At 49.9% G+C, this 17,129-nt stretch carries 17 protein-coding genes; 3 read left to right on the top strand and 14 right to left on the bottom strand.

Annotation, left to right across the window (positions count from 1 at the left end):
- Positions 1–7: 7 nt before the first annotated feature.
- The 4 genes from KK083_RS02930 to KK083_RS02945 all read right to left on the bottom strand — a co-directional run bounded on the left by KK083_RS02930 (position 8) and on the right by KK083_RS02945 (position 4,938).
- Positions 8–2,380 carry an ABC transporter permease gene (locus tag KK083_RS02930; protein ID WP_254160519.1) on the bottom strand — a complete coding sequence of 791 codons (2,373 nt, stop codon included), beginning with the start codon at positions 2,378–2,380 and terminating at the stop codon, positions 8–10.
- Positions 2,381–2,733: 353 nt separating this feature from the next.
- Positions 2,734–3,423, bottom strand: coding sequence for an ABC transporter ATP-binding protein (locus tag KK083_RS02935; RefSeq protein WP_254160521.1), 690 nt, complete (start codon positions 3,421–3,423; stop codon positions 2,734–2,736).
- A gap of 89 nt (positions 3,424–3,512) precedes the next feature.
- A complete protein-coding gene (locus tag KK083_RS02940; protein ID WP_254160523.1) occupies positions 3,513–4,760 on the bottom strand; it encodes an efflux RND transporter periplasmic adaptor subunit in 1,248 nt (415 codons plus the stop codon).
- A gap of 10 nt (positions 4,761–4,770) precedes the next feature.
- Positions 4,771–4,938, bottom strand: coding sequence for a hypothetical protein (locus tag KK083_RS02945; RefSeq protein WP_254160525.1), 168 nt, complete (start codon positions 4,936–4,938; stop codon positions 4,771–4,773).
- Positions 4,939–5,075: 137 nt separating this feature from the next.
- On the opposite strand from KK083_RS02945, the gene KK083_RS02950 reads away from it, so the two are divergent.
- From KK083_RS02950 to KK083_RS02960, 3 genes are all read left to right on the top strand, one after another.
- On the top strand, positions 5,076–6,458 hold the full coding sequence (locus KK083_RS02950; RefSeq protein WP_254160527.1) for a sigma-54-dependent transcriptional regulator: 1,383 nt from the start codon (positions 5,076–5,078) through the stop codon (positions 6,456–6,458).
- 107 nt (positions 6,459–6,565) lie between these two features.
- The gene (locus tag KK083_RS02955) at positions 6,566–7,918 is read left to right on the top strand and encodes a sensor histidine kinase (protein ID WP_254160529.1); all 1,353 of its coding nucleotides are present in this window, start codon (positions 6,566–6,568) and stop codon (positions 7,916–7,918) included.
- A gap of 298 nt (positions 7,919–8,216) precedes the next feature.
- On the top strand, positions 8,217–8,705 hold the full coding sequence (locus KK083_RS02960; RefSeq protein WP_254160531.1) for a DUF6169 family protein: 489 nt from the start codon (positions 8,217–8,219) through the stop codon (positions 8,703–8,705).
- A gap of 99 nt (positions 8,706–8,804) precedes the next feature.
- On the opposite strand, the gene fabF is transcribed toward KK083_RS02960, so the two are convergent.
- The 10 genes from fabF to KK083_RS03010 form a co-directional block, all read right to left on the bottom strand.
- Positions 8,805–10,058: a beta-ketoacyl-ACP synthase II gene (fabF, locus tag KK083_RS02965; RefSeq protein WP_254160533.1), complete on the bottom strand. Its 1,254-nt coding sequence runs from the start codon at positions 10,056–10,058 to the stop codon at positions 8,805–8,807.
- Between the two features lie 3 nt (positions 10,059–10,061).
- Positions 10,062–10,652: a TetR/AcrR family transcriptional regulator gene (locus KK083_RS02970; protein WP_254160535.1), complete on the bottom strand. Its 591-nt coding sequence runs from the start codon at positions 10,650–10,652 to the stop codon at positions 10,062–10,064.
- A gap of 112 nt (positions 10,653–10,764) precedes the next feature.
- Positions 10,765–11,094, bottom strand: coding sequence for an L-rhamnose mutarotase (locus tag KK083_RS02975; protein ID WP_254160537.1), 330 nt, complete (start codon positions 11,092–11,094; stop codon positions 10,765–10,767).
- Positions 11,091–12,413 (bottom strand): L-fucose:H+ symporter permease, encoded by a 1,323-nt coding sequence (gene fucP / locus KK083_RS02980; protein ID WP_254160539.1) that lies wholly within the window; start codon positions 12,411–12,413, stop codon positions 11,091–11,093. The genes KK083_RS02975 and fucP overlap by 4 nt, the downstream gene beginning before the upstream one ends.
- A 33-nt stretch (positions 12,414–12,446) precedes the next feature.
- Entirely contained in the window at positions 12,447–13,223 is a 777-nt protein-coding gene (locus KK083_RS02985; protein WP_254160541.1) for an L-fucose dehydrogenase, read from the bottom strand.
- A 2-nt stretch (positions 13,224–13,225) separates the two neighbouring features.
- Complete coding sequence (locus KK083_RS02990; protein ID WP_254160543.1) at positions 13,226–14,089, bottom strand: amidohydrolase family protein; 864 nt, start codon at positions 14,087–14,089, stop codon at positions 13,226–13,228.
- A complete protein-coding gene (locus KK083_RS02995) occupies positions 14,070–14,918 on the bottom strand; it encodes a fumarylacetoacetate hydrolase family protein (protein WP_254160545.1) in 849 nt (282 codons plus the stop codon). The genes KK083_RS02990 and KK083_RS02995 overlap by 20 nt, the downstream gene beginning before the upstream one ends.
- 38 nt (positions 14,919–14,956) lie before the next feature.
- Complete coding sequence (locus tag KK083_RS03000) at positions 14,957–15,733, bottom strand: SDR family NAD(P)-dependent oxidoreductase (RefSeq protein ID WP_254160547.1); 777 nt, start codon at positions 15,731–15,733, stop codon at positions 14,957–14,959.
- A 9-nt stretch (positions 15,734–15,742) separates the two neighbouring features.
- The gene (locus KK083_RS03005; protein WP_254160550.1) at positions 15,743–16,249 is read right to left on the bottom strand and encodes an HNH endonuclease; all 507 of its coding nucleotides are present in this window, start codon (positions 16,247–16,249) and stop codon (positions 15,743–15,745) included.
- 85 nt (positions 16,250–16,334) lie between these two features.
- The gene (locus KK083_RS03010) at positions 16,335–17,126 is read right to left on the bottom strand and encodes a C40 family peptidase (protein ID WP_254160551.1); all 792 of its coding nucleotides are present in this window, start codon (positions 17,124–17,126) and stop codon (positions 16,335–16,337) included.
- Positions 17,127–17,129 lie beyond the last annotated feature (3 nt).

Here is a 17,129-nt window from a genome sequence, read left to right on the forward strand (position 1 = left end):
ACTAATATTACTCGTTACGCAACGTATTAACGGGGTTCATAGACGCCGCAGTGAACACTTTGTACCCGATGGCAATGCCCGAGATCAGGAACATAAGGAACACGGAGAACGCAAAAGTAACGGAAGTGGTGGATTGATAATAATCCCAGATGCTGTCCATCAGCAGATCTACCATATAATAACTGGCCACCGATCCGAGAATGGAAGACACCAGCAGGATGATGGCAAATTCCGTATTGATGATGCGCGTGATGTTGCCGATGGATGCCCCCAGCACCTTGCGCACACCGATCTCTTTCATGCGTTTGATGATGTTCAGCGACACGAGTGTGAATAATCCCGTGGCCGACAAAACCAGCGCTACCAGGCCCAGGAACACGAACATTTTCACGATGTTGGTATTTACCTGAACCGCCTCCGCCATGCCACTGTTGAGATACCAACCGTTGTAAAGCTGGTTGGGAAAGATCTTCTTCCATTCGCTTTCCATGAACTTGTTCACATCCGTTATTTTCAGCGCCGGAGCGTTGACGATCACGTGTGTATATTGGTCGGGTGTTGTATACCGGATCATGAGCGGCTGCATCTCACGCCACAGGCCATTGGTATACACATTTTTCACGACACCGATCACATAAAATTTCACCGTATCCATCCAGATCACTTCCTTGCCTACCGACTGCGTCCAGCCAAGCTCTTCAGCAAATTTCTGCGAGATGATGATCGATTCTTTCCGGTCTGTTTCTGAATCCTTGCGGAAGTCGCGACCCTCCGTCAACTCCATTCCCATCGTCTTCAGATAGTCATCACCCACCTCAATAATATCCACTTCGAGCTGCTTCGATTCATGTTTCACCGGATCGTTGTACCACGACGACCAGATGCTGTGCTTCGAACCTGCGATGGAGATGATGTCCTTGTTCTGTGACAGGGCATTGCGATAAGTTTCAAATTCGCCCTGGTTGCTGACATAAGCCGTGATGATGCCGTTCTGATCGACACCGATATCAAAATCGCGCTGGTAAATTGAATTCTGGTAAAATGCGAAGGCACTGATGATGCCGATGAGAGAGATCGTATACTGCAGCGCTAGCAGTGTTCGTGTAAAATAATTGGTACCGCCGAATTTCAGCTTGCCCTTCAGGATGCTCACGGGCTCAAAACCACTGATGTAGAATGCGGGATAGCTGCCGGCAAGCAACGCCGTGAACACCAACATGCTGATGATGAAGATCAGGAAACCGGGATCGTCAATATAATGCGACGTGAGCTTCATCTCCGTCCACAGTGCGTTCCATGATGCGAGCAGCACTTCACCCAACACCAGCCCGATCACCAGCGCGATGAAACAAATGAAAACCATTTCACCGATGAACTGTATGATCAGCTGGCTGCGCATGCTTCCCATTACTTTACGCAGACCGATCTCTTTCAGTCTCCTGGAAGAAATGGCAATAGCTGTGTTGGTCATGTTGAAGCAGGCGATGAGCAACACCATAATGGCCATGATGCCGGGAGCAATAACGGCGGCGGTTGGATTTCCTTCCCGCGTCTGCGACCATGTGTCGTTAGCAGAATCACGTTGTGCCATGCCCGCAAAAGGATCCAGCACAAACTCCCTGATCTGAAAATCTTCACGCACCTTGTTGTTGTTCTCCTTGTACACCTGGATCTGTTTTACGATGGCGTTTACCCGCGAAGGATCGTTGACAAGCACAAACACCGTATTGCGGCTCTTCCAATCGTCTTCTTTCACATTGGGCAGCAGGTCGAAATAATTGTCATAATGCATGAAGGCATCGTTCATGAAGCTGGAGTTCGAGGGCTGCTTTTTGAACACGGCTCCGATCTCGATCTCACGGGTGTTGGTTCCGATCATCTGTGTGAGCTGCTTCCCGACAACATCGGTTGTGCCAAAAAGTTTGATGGCCATTTCATCGCTTAGCAGGATCTTCGACTTCTCCTTTAAGGCAGCAGGTTGGCCGTTGATAAATTCGAAGGTGAAAATATCGAAGAATCCCTCATCCGTGTGTCCGATGTCTATCCTGAAAAGATCATCCTCGCGCTTTACATTGGAAGATACGGGCGAGAACCTCACCACCTTATCGGCATCAGGCACATTGGCCCTTATTACCGGTCCCATAGGCGTTGGCGCAAATCCATAGAGGGTGGTGCGTCCGTCAAATTCCCGGATGGAAGACACGCGGTAAATGTTGTTATAATGCGCGTGATGCGTGTCGAATTTGGCGTCAAATTCCCAGTTAAAGTAAGCAACAATACAGCTGGCAATACCTACTGAGAGGCCAAGCACATTGATGAAAATGAACAGCTTGTTCTTCATCATGTTGCGCCAGGTGATGCGTAAATAGTTCTTGATCATGCAGGGGTTTGTTTGAAATTGCCACTAAGACTCAATGTTTGCCATCGAGGTTGCATGCTATGGCCAAGAAATATGCCATGGGGGAATCGTGGCTAAAAACGCAGGATTAAGGGAATTAATGAATAAGCGTTGTTCACTACCGAACAAAAGAGTGTTCATAAATACATTTCCCGCTGATCGCGCTGATGAACGCAGATAAATAATAATGCAGAGATCTGCGTATATCCGCGAAATCTACGGGAAACCATATTAACAAAAAAGACCTCTCAGACTGAGCTGAAAGGTCTTCAAGAAAAGGGAAGTCATGCGTTACTTGACCGCCACAATCCGCCTGACGTTCACTTTGTCGGTTCTTAGATATGGAAATGCTCCTTGATATTCTCTGTTACTACCTTACCGTCGAACAGGTTCACGATGCGGTGTGCGTAGTTGGCATCATAGGGTGAGTGGGTCACCATTACGATGGTTGTACCTTCTTCGTTCAGCTGGGAAAGGAGCTTCATTACTTCTTCGCCGTTAGCCGAGTCGAGGTTACCGGTAGGTTCGTCAGCCAGGATCACTTTAGGTTTCGCTACGATGGCACGGGAGATCGCAACACGTTGCTGCTGACCACCTGACAACTGCTGCGGGAAGTGATTTCTGCGGTGCATGATGTTCATGCGCTCCAGTACTTCCTCTACACGGGTCTTGCGCTCAGATGAAGGAACTTTCATGTACAGCAGCGGAAGCTCAACATTCTCGAACACCGTAAGCTCGTCGATCAGGTTGAAGCTCTGGAACACGAAACCGATAGAACCTTTACGCAGCTGGGCACGCTGTCGCTCGGAATATTTTGCCACTTCGTGCTCGCCGAAGTAGTACTCGCCGTTCGTAGGGTTGTCGAGCAAGCCCACAATGTTCAGCAGCGTAGACTTTCCGCAACCGGAAGGTCCCATAATGGCTACGAACTCACCATCCTTGATCTCAAGGTTGATATTATTCAGGGCGGTGGTCTCTACTTCTTCTGTCGTGTAGACTTTTTCGAGGTTTTTCAGTTTGATCATGGCGTTTTACGATTATGATTTATTAGAATGATTACAAATTGATGCAATTAGTTTTATTCCTGTAGTACTTTCTGTTCCTGAAAAGGTTACTAGTTCAGGATCAATACTTCGTTGTTTCCGAAATTCTCATACGATGAAGTGATCACCTTATCACCCGGCTTCAGGCCCTCCAGCACTTCAAAGTGCTCGGGATTCTTTCTGCCAAGTTTGACGTCCCTTTTCACCGCCCGGTTACCGTCTTCCATCACAAACACCCAGTTTCCACCGGTATCTTTATAGAAGCCACCAACCGGCAGCAACAACTCTTCTGAAGACTGGCTGAGCTGAATCCGCAGCCTCAGCGACTGTCCCCTGCGAATTCCTGTAGGAGTCTCCCCCACAAAGTTCATATCCACATCGAAACGCCCGCCTATAATGGTCGGATAGACATAAGCGATCTCAAGCAGGTAATCCTTGTTATTGAAAGTTGTGGTTGCCTGAAGACCCACCGCTATCCTCGGAAGGTACAATTCATCGATGGGCACCCTTACCTTGTAACTGCCAACAACATCAACCTGTCCTAACCGCTGGCCGGCATTGACGGCCTGACCAGGATCGAGCTGGGGCCTTGAAAGCTGACCATCCATAGGAGCGCGGATCACCAGGTTATCCAGGATCCGTCCCACACCCTCGAGGCTCTGGGTCATCTTGCGCTCGGAATAGTTCATCTGGGTCAGCTGCCTGAACCTGTCGATCGAATCAGTTCTATAAACCTCATAGGTTATCCTTCTGCGCTCAGTATAATATTTATAATCCGCTTCAGTCTTTTCAAAGTCCTGCTTGGCGATGAGCTTCTTTTCAAAAAGTTGCTTCTGCCGGGCATACTGCGGTCCGAGGATCGCCAGCATATTATCTATTTGCGCAAGCTCCTGGCGCTGTTGCAGGTCGTTCTGGGTAATGCCCAGGCGCGTTTCACGAACGCGGTTGATACTTTCATTCAATGAAGCTTCCCTGCCTAAGACATCGAGCTCGCGGTTAAGGTTGCTTAACTCGAGAATAATATCGCCTTTTTTCAGCATAGCGCCGCTTTCGGCTACTACCCGTTTGATCGTTCCACCTTCAACAGCATCAAGATAAATGGTACGGCTCGGTTCTACAATGCCCGTCTGCGGTATGGTCTCCTGGAAGATGCCGCGCTCAACCGTAGAGATGGTGATCTTGTCTTTTTCTATTTTGAGCTTGTTACGCCGGTCGGCAAAAATAAACTGGTAGCCCACAAATATGGTGAACAGGGCTATACCGCCATAAGTAGCAATTTTTTTAAGCGTCCACTTTTTCTTTTTGATCTGCTTGTCCATTCTTTCTAAGTTAATCGGGGTTGTGTGCCTGCCGCAACGCGTACGTAATGATCACTGCGACCGATACGGCATTGCCAACAAACGTGCCAAGTGACTGAAAGCCCTTTTCCTGCATAATGGCTGTGGCTGATATACCGTTCTCGTTCACATCTGAACGAGCATGTCCGGATGCGAACATGGAATTTCATTGGAAAATGCCCTGAAAACCCGTTTTTTCGACGATTGGCCGTTTTTACTCTTTCGGTATGCCCTTTGCCCATTAGCGGACAGCCTGTTTCGAAAACGAGGCACCCGAATGCTCAAAAACCTATAACCATGGCCGAAAACAAACACGGAAAAATCCTGATCGTAGACGACAACGAAGACCTGCTCAAAGCCGCCAAGATGCACCTCAAGCGGCATTTCACTCAGGTGGATATAGAAAAAAATCCCGAGGCCATTCCCGCCCTCATGAACAATGAAGATTATGACGTCATCCTGCTCGACATGAACTTCACCAAAGATGTGAGCAGCGGCAGTGAAGGTTATTACTGGCTGGAAAAGATCCTGGGCCTCGATCCCTCTGCCGTAGTAGTGCTGATCACTGCCTACGGCGATATCCAGATGGCGGTGAAAGCGATCAAGGCAGGCGCTACTGATTTTGTGTTGAAGCCATGGGAGAACGAAAAGCTGCTGGCCACCCTGTTTTCTGCCATGCGCCTTCGCGAATCACGCGATGAGATCGAAAACCTTAAGATCAAGAACCAGGAGATCAACCAGGCCCTCAATGAACGTTACAACGAGATCATCGGCCAGAGCGCGGCGATGCAGAAGATCTTCCAGACCATAGACCGTGTAGCGAAGACCGATGCCAACGTGCTGATCCTGGGAGAGAACGGTACCGGCAAGGAGCTTATCGCCCGGGCCATTCACCGGAACTCTTCACGCCAGAATGAGTCGTTCGCCAGCGTAGACCTGGGCTCTATAACGGAGACCCTATTTGAAAGTGAGCTCTTCGGCCATAAAAAAGGCGCCTTCACTGACGCCAAGGAAGACCGCGCCGGCCGATTTGAGCTCGCCAACGGAGGTACGCTCTTCCTCGATGAGATCGGCAACCTTTCCATGCCCCTGCAGGCCAAGTTGCTCACGGTGTTGCAAAACCGGAAAGTGAGCCGCGTGGGATCCAACAAAGATACGCCCATAGACATCCGCCTCATCTGCGCCACCAACATGCCGTTGTATGAGATGGTGAAGGAGAATCGCTTCCGGCAGGATCTTTTGTACCGGATCAACACCATCGAGATCGAAATACCACCGTTGCGCGAACGGTTCGAAGATATTCCGTTGCTGGCCAATCATTTTCTGAAGCATTATGCCGCGAAATACGAAAAGAGCGTGTCCAAGATCAGCGATGGCGCCGTTACCCGGATGCACAAGCACCCCTGGCCCGGCAACATCCGCGAGCTGCAGCATGCCATCGAGCGGGCGGTGATCCTCAGCAATGGCAGTGTGCTCCAACCTGAAGATTTTAATTTCACCCCTTCGTCAGGCAAAGAAGACGGCCAACTGAGCCTCGAACAATACAACCTCGAAGAGGTGGAGAAGCTCCTCATCCGTAAAGTGCTGAAGAAATACAACGGCAACATCACACAGGCGGCTTCAGAGCTCGGCCTCACCCGGTCGTCGCTTTACCGCAGGCTGGAGAAGTACGGGTTGTAAGTTAAAAGTTACAAGTTTAAGGTTTAAAGTTTAAAGTTCGGGACCGTACCCAAGGATGTCAGAGAATCCGTAACTTTAAACTTCAAACTTTAAACTTCAAACTTCGGTTGAAATTCGGATTCAACGATTTCCGTACGCGGGTCACCCTTCGGGTAATTTTCTTGGGGCTTTCCATGGCCTTGTTCATGTATATGATCGCAAGGCCCAATATGCTTTTTGCGGCGATCCTCACCTTCGTGATCATCATCATCCAGCTGGTGGAGATCTTCCGTTTCATCAGCCAGACGAACCGCAAGCTCACCCGCTTCCTCGAATCCGTAAAATACTCGGACTTCATATCGGGTTTCACGTCTGATAACAAGCTCGGTAAAAGTTTTAAAGACCTGAACGTGGCCTTCAACGAAGTGCTTGAAGCCTTCCGCAAGGCAAGGTCAGAGAAGGAAGAGCACTGGCAATACCTCAACTCCGTTGTACAGCAAGTGCGCACCGGTATCCTCTCGTACGACATCGACGGCAACGTGCAGCTTATGAACGCCAACGCCAAACGTTTCATGGGCATCACTTCCATTAAGAACATCAAGGAGCTGATCCAGATCAATCCCAAATTATATCACGCTGTCAATAGCGTTGAAGCCGGCAAAAGCGAGCTATATAAAAGCAGCAACGAGCTGTACCTCACCATCCAGTCTACGGAGCTGCGCATCCGGGGCATCGATGTGAAGCTCGTCACCCTGCAGAACATCCAGCCTGAATTGCAGAAGCAGGAGCTGGAGGCCTGGCAGAACCTGACCCGTGTGCTGCGCCATGAGATCATGAACTCCATCACGCCCATCTCGTCGCTCACATCAACACTGCGTGAGATCCTTGACCACGACATGGTGCGGAAAGAAACACACTATGAGCTTAAAGACGAAGGCGCCGATGACCTGCGGGAAGGGTTGAGCACCATCGAGAACCGGAGCAAGGGCCTCATCAAATTCATCGATGCCTACCGTGAATACACCTCGCTGCCGAAACCCAAGATGTCGACGGTAAGGATCAAAGACCTGATCGAAAAGGTGGCCCAGCTGATGAAAACCGAGCTGCGCAAAACGCAGATCGACTTTCACTACGAGTGGGGCTCTGAGTACCTCACCATCCAGGCAGACGTGGAGATGATCGAGCAGGTGCTCATCAACCTGCTGAAGAATGCCATCGAGGCGCTGAATGAAACACCTGACCCCCGGCTTGAGCTGACCGGTCGCTATGACGAAAATGCCGTCAAGATTGAAGTAATAGACAACGGCCCTGGCATTATCAAAGAGGCATTGGAGCACATCTTCGTTCCCTTCTATACTACCAAGCGCACAGGTTCCGGCATCGGACTGAGTCTGTCACGGCAAATCATGCAGATGCACAACGGCTCACTTTCCGTGGAATCGGAGCCCGATGTTAAGACCGTCTTCACAATGAAGTTCTGAAGATTTTATAGCTGCCAGCGTGCTAAAGGCTGTCATTAGCTGTTTTCACAAAATTAAATTCCGAAGAACCGAAATACATGGAAATTTAATTTTAGACAAACTTATTGTTCTTCTTCGAGGTTATAAAAGAGATAAAAGAATTATTTTAGAGTAAGTTTTCTGTTAATGGCTGAGAAAATTATAAATATTACCCATCCTGAAATTATCAGACGAATTAAAAAAATCGTTTCTGACAAGAATCACATTCATCAAAAAATCAGGGAAGGTAAAGTTTCTGAAATTAAATCAGACATAAAATTTGCTCACCCCTTATCAACTGGTAACCTCAGCTAAAGGATACAAATTCCTCACCTCACATCAAATTGGTTACGAAGTCTACTTTACCGACATAACACCTACGTTCCCAGGCGTCACAGTAAAGGTCTTTTCTTTCGGTTTTGATTGCCTGACAATCCCAGCACACATTGATCCCTCCAATCTCCCTGGAGACACCAGGATTGGAGAGACGATTGCAGCTGTACTTGATGATTTCTTCACCAGCAACACTGATATCATTGTTTATGTGCCGATGGATACAGACAGGAAGGCCGGGTTAAGGCTCCGACTTTTTGATCTCTGGTGGCATAAATACAAACCGCTGATATCTTGCCAGCAACTGGAAAGGGACCGTTATACATTTACATACCCGGATGATCAATTTGTTGCTACCATGATCTATCGATCAGAAGTAAGAAGTGAAGCCCAGGCTGTTATCTATGGATTGGAGTCCTTCAACGAGGGTAAATAAGCTATTGCTTACTCATTTCTTCGTTTTTTTGTGTCCTTCGTGGCACGTAAACTGATCTTTCGCGAAAATGCACGAAGGACACAAAAAATCATAAAGCTTTTAATTATCCACCTTCCTGAACACCGCGCTGGCGTTATGCCCGCCGAAGCCGAAGGTGTTGCTCAATGCCACTTTCACGTCTTTCTTCATTTTTTTGCCCAGCACAATGTTGAGCCCTGAAGGCATTGCAGGATCGATGGTGGTTGTGCTGATGGTGGGAGGAATGATACCTTCATCGATTGCCTTGATGCAGATGATTGCCTCCGCCGCACCTGCCGCGCCCAGCATATGCCCGGTGGCGGACTTGGTAGCGCTGATGTGAAGATGATCGGGCCTTTCACCAAAAATTTTGATGACGGCCTTCATCTCACTCACGTCGCCCAGCGGTGTGGAAGTGGCGTGAGGATTCAGGTAGTCTACTTCACTGGGTTTGAGGTTCGCATCTTCCAGCGCCCACTTCATGCCCAGGGCCGCTCCGGCGCCCTCAGGATGGGTAGCTGTAAGGTGATATGCATCCGCAGACATGCCTCCACCCGCCACTTCGGCGTAGATCTTCGCTCCTCTCCTTTTGGCATGCTCGTATTCTTCCAGGATGAGGGCGCCCGCACCTTCGCCCATCACAAAACCGTCGCGGTCAACATCGAACGGCCGTGATGCCGTCTGCGGATCGTCATTGCGGGTTGACAGCGCCTTCATGGAGCCGAAGCCGCCAATGCCTGCCTCGTTCATGGCTGCCTCTGAGCCACCGGTAACGATCACGTCGGCTTTACCCCACCGGATGTAGTTCATGGCGTCGATGATGGCCGTGGTCGATGTTGCGCACGCCGACACCGTTGTGAAGTTCAGTCCCATAAAACCATACTTGATGGAGATCCAGCCCGAAGCAATGTCAACGATCACCTTGGGAATGAAGTATGGGTTGATGCGCGGAGTTCCATCACCTCTGCCATACTCGATCATCTCCTGTTGAAAGGTGTAAAAGCCGCCGTTGCCCGATCCCCAGATGACGCCTACCCGTGTTTTGTCTACCTTATCAAGATCGAGTCCCGAGTCTTTCAGCGCTTCAGCTGTGGATACCATGGCATATTGTGCGAAGGGGTCCATCTTCTTCGCCTCGTTCCTTTCAAAGTGGTCGAGGGCGTTGAAACCTTTAACCTCACAACCGAACTTCGTCTTGAACTTCGTGGTATCGAATTTAGTAATGGGTGCGGCACCACTTTTGGCGTCGATCAGGTTCTTCCAGAATTCAGGCACACTGTTACCCAGGGGTGTGAGGGCGCCAAGGCCGGTGACCACTACTCTTCTTTGTTGCATAATTTATTGACTTATTTGATCCAAAATTTTCTTGCAATGTTTGACGACGATCTCCATCGGCTCGTTCGATCGCTCAACCCTCGAGAACATCAACGCTCCTTCCACAGAGCAGAAGAACACATAGGCCAATTCACGCGGTTTGATGGTAGAAATAAATTCCCCTGCTTTGACCCCTCCTTCCAACTGTGAAGCAATAAAATCGATGGTTGCCATCAGCTCTTTGGTGACCACCCTGCGCATGGAGGTGCGGTGATCATCGGCTTCAATGGCGGTGTTTAACAAAGGGCATCCACCCGCTACAGGAGGTTTATTGACGTAGCGTGCAAAAAAGCTCAGCAAGGCCTGGAGGCGTTGTTTATATGTTTTTACCGACTCCATCTCCTGCTTCATCAGCGCTTTCACTTTTTTCATGGAATAGTGGAAAGCGGCTTCCGCGATCTCATCCTTATCGGCGAAATTCCCATACAAAGCGCCTTTGGTCAGGCCTGTAGCCTCGGTAAGATCGGCCAGGGATGTACCATCATAACCCTTTGTATTGAACAAAGGCGCTGTTTTCTCAACGATGAACTGACGGGTGCGCTCGGCCTTGGTCATGACGGGGCAAATATAGAAAGTTTTTACAAAATATACCGATTGGTATATTTTAACAAAAAACAACCCTCAAAGGGTTCCAAACTCCTTTGAGGGTTGTTGAGCGCCGTTATTTCTAAAGGGAAAAGATCTTTTCCATCAGCATCCATTTCTCGCCGGGGCGGGCCGATGGCAGTGCTTGCTGGTAGTTCCACATCAGGCGTTCCCATTCCTGCACTTTAGGGTTGGCAAGATCAGCCTTCGATTTTTTTTCGAAAGAGAATGAATCGTTCACTTCCATGATCATGAACAGGCGGTTGCGCACGCGGTAGATCTCCATGCTGGTGATACCGGAGGTAGTGATGCTTGCCAGGATCTCAGGCCACACTTTTCTGTGATACGCTTCGTACTCGGCAATGAGCGCCGGATCATCTTTCAGATCGAGGGCAAGGCAATACCGCTTCATGTGCCTTTCACTTTGTAGCCTGTCATTCCGAAGAACAGGATCACAAGGAATGACAACAGGGGTATGATCAGCGCGTTTTCAACACCAGCCTGACCGAGCCATCCGGTTAACGGAGGTAACACAGCGCCGCCCACGATGGCCATGATCACGAGACCCGAACCAAGCTTCACCTGGCTGCCGAGACCCTTGATGGACAAGGCAAATATGGTGGGGAACATGATAGACATGAAGAAGTAGGTCAGACTGATGGCGATCACGGCTGAAAGTCCGGAGCTCATCAAACCATAGGTGATCAGAACAACGCACGCCGCAGCATAGGCGGAGAGCAGCTTGTTGGCGCTGATCTTTGTCATCAGCCACGTGCCCACAAAACGTCCGATCATAAAAAGCACCAGGGCGAACGAAGCGTGAAAGCTTGCGATCTGCGTCGGGGTCATATTTTCAGCGATGGGATACAGCCACTGAACAAGGGTCAGGTGCTGATCTTTGGCGAAGTGCAGTTTCAGGTTGATAAAGTATCCCCACAATGAAGCTTGTGCACCCACATAGAAGAATTGCGCCATCACACCGAACATGAGGTGACGGTGACGCGTGATGCCTTTGAACGACGCTTCTTTTTCCGAAGCCGAAGAGATCTCGGGCATTCTCGTAATGGCGAACAGAAAGGCTACCAGCAGCACTACGCCCGCGATAATGAGATAGGGCAGCTGCACCGACTCGGCTTCAGCGATGCGGATGGCCTCAGCTTCCGCCACCGGCATGGCATTAAGCATGTCGTTGGAATATTCAACACTTGAAAAAATGAAAAGGCTTCCTACCACAGGACCAAAGATGATGCTAAGGCCGTTGAAGGATTGTGCGAAATTGATCCGGCTTTCGGCGGATGATTGATCGCCCAGCACCGTAACGTACGGGTTAGCGGCTGTTTCGAGGAATGCCAGTCCGCAGGCGATCACAAACAATGCAAAAAGAAAGAAGCCGTACACCCTCATTTCAGCGGCGGGATAGAACAGCAACGCACCGGCAGCATAGAGGAACAAACCGATGAGAATACCTTTCTTGTAGCCAATGCGGTTCATCAAAAACGCCGAGGGCAACGCCATCACAAAATACCCGATGTAAAAAGCGGAGTCCACGATGCCCGCCTGCCCGAGGTTCAGGTTGAGCGCGGTTTGAAAATGTTTGATCAGCGTACCGTTCAAGCTGTTGGCAATTCCCCACAGGAAGAAGAGGCTGGTCACCAGCATGAAGGGGATGATGTAAGAGCGCTTGCCTACACTTTGCGGGATGGTGGGCGTTTCTGTGTTAACGATTGGCATAGTGAATTTTGAAAAGTATTTTCTAAAAACAGATTAATTACTGATGGCACGGTCGAGGTGTACATATCCGCCGTCTACATAGATCAGCTGCCCCGTAGTGTGGCTCGACCGCTCTGACAACAGGAAGGCTACCATGTTGGCGATCTCTTCGGCCGTGGTCATGCGGTTGCCCAGCGGAATTTTTTCCGTGATCTTCTTCAGCTTCTCTTCCGGATTCGGAAAAGTTTGGATCCACTTATCATACAACGGCGTATAACATTCCGCCACGATCACCGCATTCACACGCACACCGTATTTGAGCAGCTCAACAGCCCACTCACGGGTAAGGGCATTGCGGCCACCGTTCGCAGCAGCGTATGCCGATGTGCCCCCCTGCCCGGTCTCTGCGGTCTTGGAGCCGATATTCACAATAGATCCTTTCGACGCCTTGAGCTGTGGCAGCGCATAGTGTGCCATCAGGTAATAGTGTACCAGGTTCTTATGCAGCGAAGCCATAAAAGCTTCGTAGCTGCCATGTTCGAGGTTCACACCGTCATTGACGCCTGCGTTGTTCACCAGCCCTTCTATACGCCCGAATTTCTTTACCACTGCCTGAACCGCTTTCTCACACTCTTCAGGACGTGTAAGCTCGGCGCCAACCTGAAACTTCTCACCTTTAATTTTTTCCAGCGCCTTCAGGTTGTCAGACTCGCTTCTTCCCACCACCACCGGTATAGCACCTTCGGCAGCCAGAACTTCTACGATACCTTCACCGATCCCCTTCGCGCCACCGGTAACAATGATAACTTTGTTTTTGAGGTTCAGATCCATAATTAAAGATTATAAAATGTTTTGGCATTTTCACCAAGAACCAATTTCTTTTCTGACTCTGATAGTGCCGCGATGTATTGTTGCACAATGGCAAGCTGCTCACCGTAACTTGCCGCCACCAGACACACGGGCCAGTCTGATCCGTACATCACCCGTGACGTACCAAACGTTTCAAAGACCTCGTCGAGGTAAGGATTGAAATCTTCCTGCTTCCAGTCTTTCCAGCGCGCTTCCGTCACCATACCCGAGACCTTGCAATACACATTTTTAAAAGTGGCCAGCGCGGCCATATTCAGCTCCCAGTGTGTTTTCTCTCCTGTTCTGATCGATGGTTTGGCGATGTGATCCACCACGATCTTCACATCGGGTACCTGCCTGACGAAAGCCAGCGCTTCTTCAAGCTGATGGTGATAGATGAGCAGGTCGTACGTAAAATTGTAACGCGCTAGCTTGTTCACTCCTTCAATGAATTTGCGATCAGCCAAAAAACCTTTCGGTTCGCCCTGAACGATGTGGCGGAATCCTTTCAGGCGGGGAAACTGCCTGAAGTGCTGCAGCCGTTCTTCAAGATCTGGTGAGCGGAGGTCGATCCAGCCTACCACGCCCCTGATAAAATCATAGCGTTCGGCCAGAGACAACATGAACATCGTTTCATCTTCGGTCTGGTCTACCTGCACGGTAACACAGCCATCGATGTGATGTTCACGCAATAATGGTCCAAGCTGGTCGGGCAAAAAATCGCGGCGGATGTTCTGCATCTCGTCATTGATCCATCCGTGATTCACAGGATTATATTTCCAGAAATGCTGATGTGAATCAATGGTCATTGACAACGGTGGAATGGGATCATGAATGGTTTTGCGCAATCTGCTTTTGTGTTCCCAGGCCGTCGATGCCAAGTTCCACCACATCTCCGGCTTTCAGGTAGATCGGGGGCTTGAAGCCGAGGCCTACACCGGCGGGTGTTCCTGTCGAGATCACATCTCCCGGAAGCAGGGTCATGAACTGGCTGATGTAACTTACCAGGAACGGAACTTTGAAAACGAGGTTGGCGGTGTTGCCGTCCTGGTATTTCTTGCCGTTCACTGAAAGCCAGAGCCTGAGGTTATCCAGATCTTTTATTTCGTCTTTCGTTGCCAGGTAAGGTCCGATGGGCGCAAAGGTGTCGCAGCTTTTTCCTTTCACCCACTGCCCATTGCGTTCGAGCTGAAATTCCCTTTCGCTGTAATCATTGTGCAGGCAGTATCCGGCCACATAATCCAGGGCCTGCTGCTCGCTCACATAGGTAGCCTTTTTGCCGATCACTACGGCAAGCTCTACTTCCCAATCCGTTTTCTGACTTTTGCGGGGTATCACCACGGGATCGTTGGGGCCAGTGAGCGCTGTGGTGGACTTGAAGAACAGGATCGGCTCCGTGGGTAACGTTGCACCGGTCTCCTTGGCGTGATCGGAGTAATTCAATCCCACACAAATGATCTTGGAAGGTCTTGTGAAAGGGGCGCCGAAACGCACGCCACTCACTACGGGAAGTGTCGACTGGTTGGTGTCCAGCCATTTCTTCAATCGTGATAATCCGTCGGTCTCAAAAAAGCGTTCGCCAAAATCTTCACCGAAGGAAGAGGCATCAAGGATTTTTTCGTCAACAAGGACTCCGGGTTTTTCCTTTCCGGGTTCACCAAAGCGTAAAAGTTTCATACTGCGAAATAACTCTCCTGCCGGAGAGCGTCAAGTGTTTATGTGTTTAAAGTAATAAATCCACCGTCGATCGGATAATTGGTGCCGGTCACGAACGAGGCCTCGTCTGAGCACAGGTACAGGGCCAGTGCTGCGATCTCGTCGGGCTTGCCCATTCTGCCGATGGGTTGGGTTTTGGAAAGCTTCTCAAACATTTCCTGTTCTTTTCCGGGATAGTTGGCTTTCAGAAAGCCGTCTACGAAAGAGGTATGCACACGGGCCGGCGAAATGCAATTGCAGCGGATGTTGTGCTGGATATAATCTTTGGCTACTGAATAGGTCATGGTAAGCACGGCACCTTTGCTCATGGAATATGCAAAACGGTCTGCGATGCCCACTGCTGCCGCAACGGAAGACAGGTTCAGGATCACGCCGCCCCCCTGCTTCTTCATTTGCTCGATCACGGCGAACATGGTGTTGTAAACTCCCTTTACGTTCACCTGGAAGATCCTTTCCAGGTCTGCTTCAGCGGTGTTCTCCAGCTTGCCGATGTGGGCAATGCCGGCGCTGTTCACGAGGATGTCTACACGCCCGGTCTGCTGAACGATCTCTGCCATCACATTCTTTACAGCCGACTGATCGGCAACATTGCAGGCGAAGCTATAGGCTTTGCCACCTTTTGCGCTGATGCTCTTCAGGCTTTCTTTGGCAGCATCTTCATTTAATTCGAGAACAAATACGGTAGCACCTTGCTGTGCAAAAACTTCGGCCACAGCCCTACCTATTCCACTTCCACCTCCGGTGATAACAGCAGTTTTTTTTGAAAGACTAAACATTGTGGTTTGTTAATGACCCTGATCGCTGAGAAAGGCATCCCATTCGCTGCCTTGCCCGTTCAAATGGTCTCTGAGAAAAATTGAATAAGAAGGTTTGTAAGGTTTTTTTCGCAACGGCATGCCGGCTTCGTCCGGTGTATAGTCGCCCTTCTTGGCATTGCACTTTTTACAGGCCGTTGCAAGGTTCGTCCAGGTATCTTTGCCGCCCCGTGCCCTGGGTATGACATGATCTATGGTGAGCTCTTTTTTGGTGCCGCAATACTGGCACTCGTTATTGTCGCGTTTGAATATATTTTGCCTGGTAAGATTAACGCCCTTGTAAGGGGCGTTAACATATCGATTCAAGCGTATTACCGAAGGCATCGGATAGGTTTGTGTTACCGAATGCAACTTATGTCCGTTAGCGGGGCGCACCAATTCACTCTTTTTGAGATACACGAGAATAAATGCCCGCTCCACTGAACAGACCATCAGCGGGCTAAAATCCTGATTCAACACCAATACCCTACTATTCATGATGGTAAGATAAGCCCAATCTTTGAACTAACAAAGGGCCTGACGGGCTTGTTTTGGCGAATTGAACGAAGAATCCACCTTAAATTTACGCTGCGAGGATACGCCTGAGGTGCGAAAGCTGGTGGGTGTAAACTTTGGTGTCGGCATTCAGGATACCCTCTTCATGAAGGTGGTCGATCCGCACCTTGCCCGAAGCATGAATGATCTTGTCAGGGCCGAGCAAAATGCCGGTGTGTACGATCCTGCCTTCAGGGTTCCGGAAGAATGCCAGGTCTCCCGGGCCGCCCTCGTGCAATGCGCCGATGGCCTTACCTTGTGTCGCCTGCTGCCAGGCATCACGTGAAAGCCTGTATCCCGCGATCTTGAACACCATCTGGGTAAACCCCGAGCAATCTATCCCGAAAGGGCTCTTTCCTCCCCACTGATACGGGGCATTCAGATACTTCTGGGCTACCGTCCTTACGAAATCGAACTCCCTTTTTTGTCCCAGGTTCTTCGCTTCGCCATTAAAGGCAAACTGTTCTTCCATCTTGAAAAGCTCCGCGCTGGAGATGGGGATGATGCTGCCCATGAGGATCATGAGCGGACTCTTGTTGTAAAGCAGGCTGGCCGTTACGTCGGTCGTGATCTTGAACTCCGCGATGTTGATGTGATCGTAGTACTCCTTTGAGATGGACTGATGTTGCCGCGCATCGATCCAGCCGGTGTACTGATCGAAGTTGATGGTTATCTTCAGCCACTTGCGGTCCTTGGTGAGCTCGATGCCCTCATAATGGTCTCCGAACAACAGCTGTGTTACCTGTTCAGCGCGATCGTCAGGTTCTTTCCTGACGGAGACCACGCTCAAACGGCAAATACCGAATTCGATTGGTTCCATCTG

Source organism: Chryseosolibacter histidinae, assembly GCF_018598225.1.
In the GTDB taxonomy this organism is placed as follows: Bacteria; Bacteroidota; Bacteroidia; order Cytophagales; family Cyclobacteriaceae; genus Chryseosolibacter; species Chryseosolibacter histidini.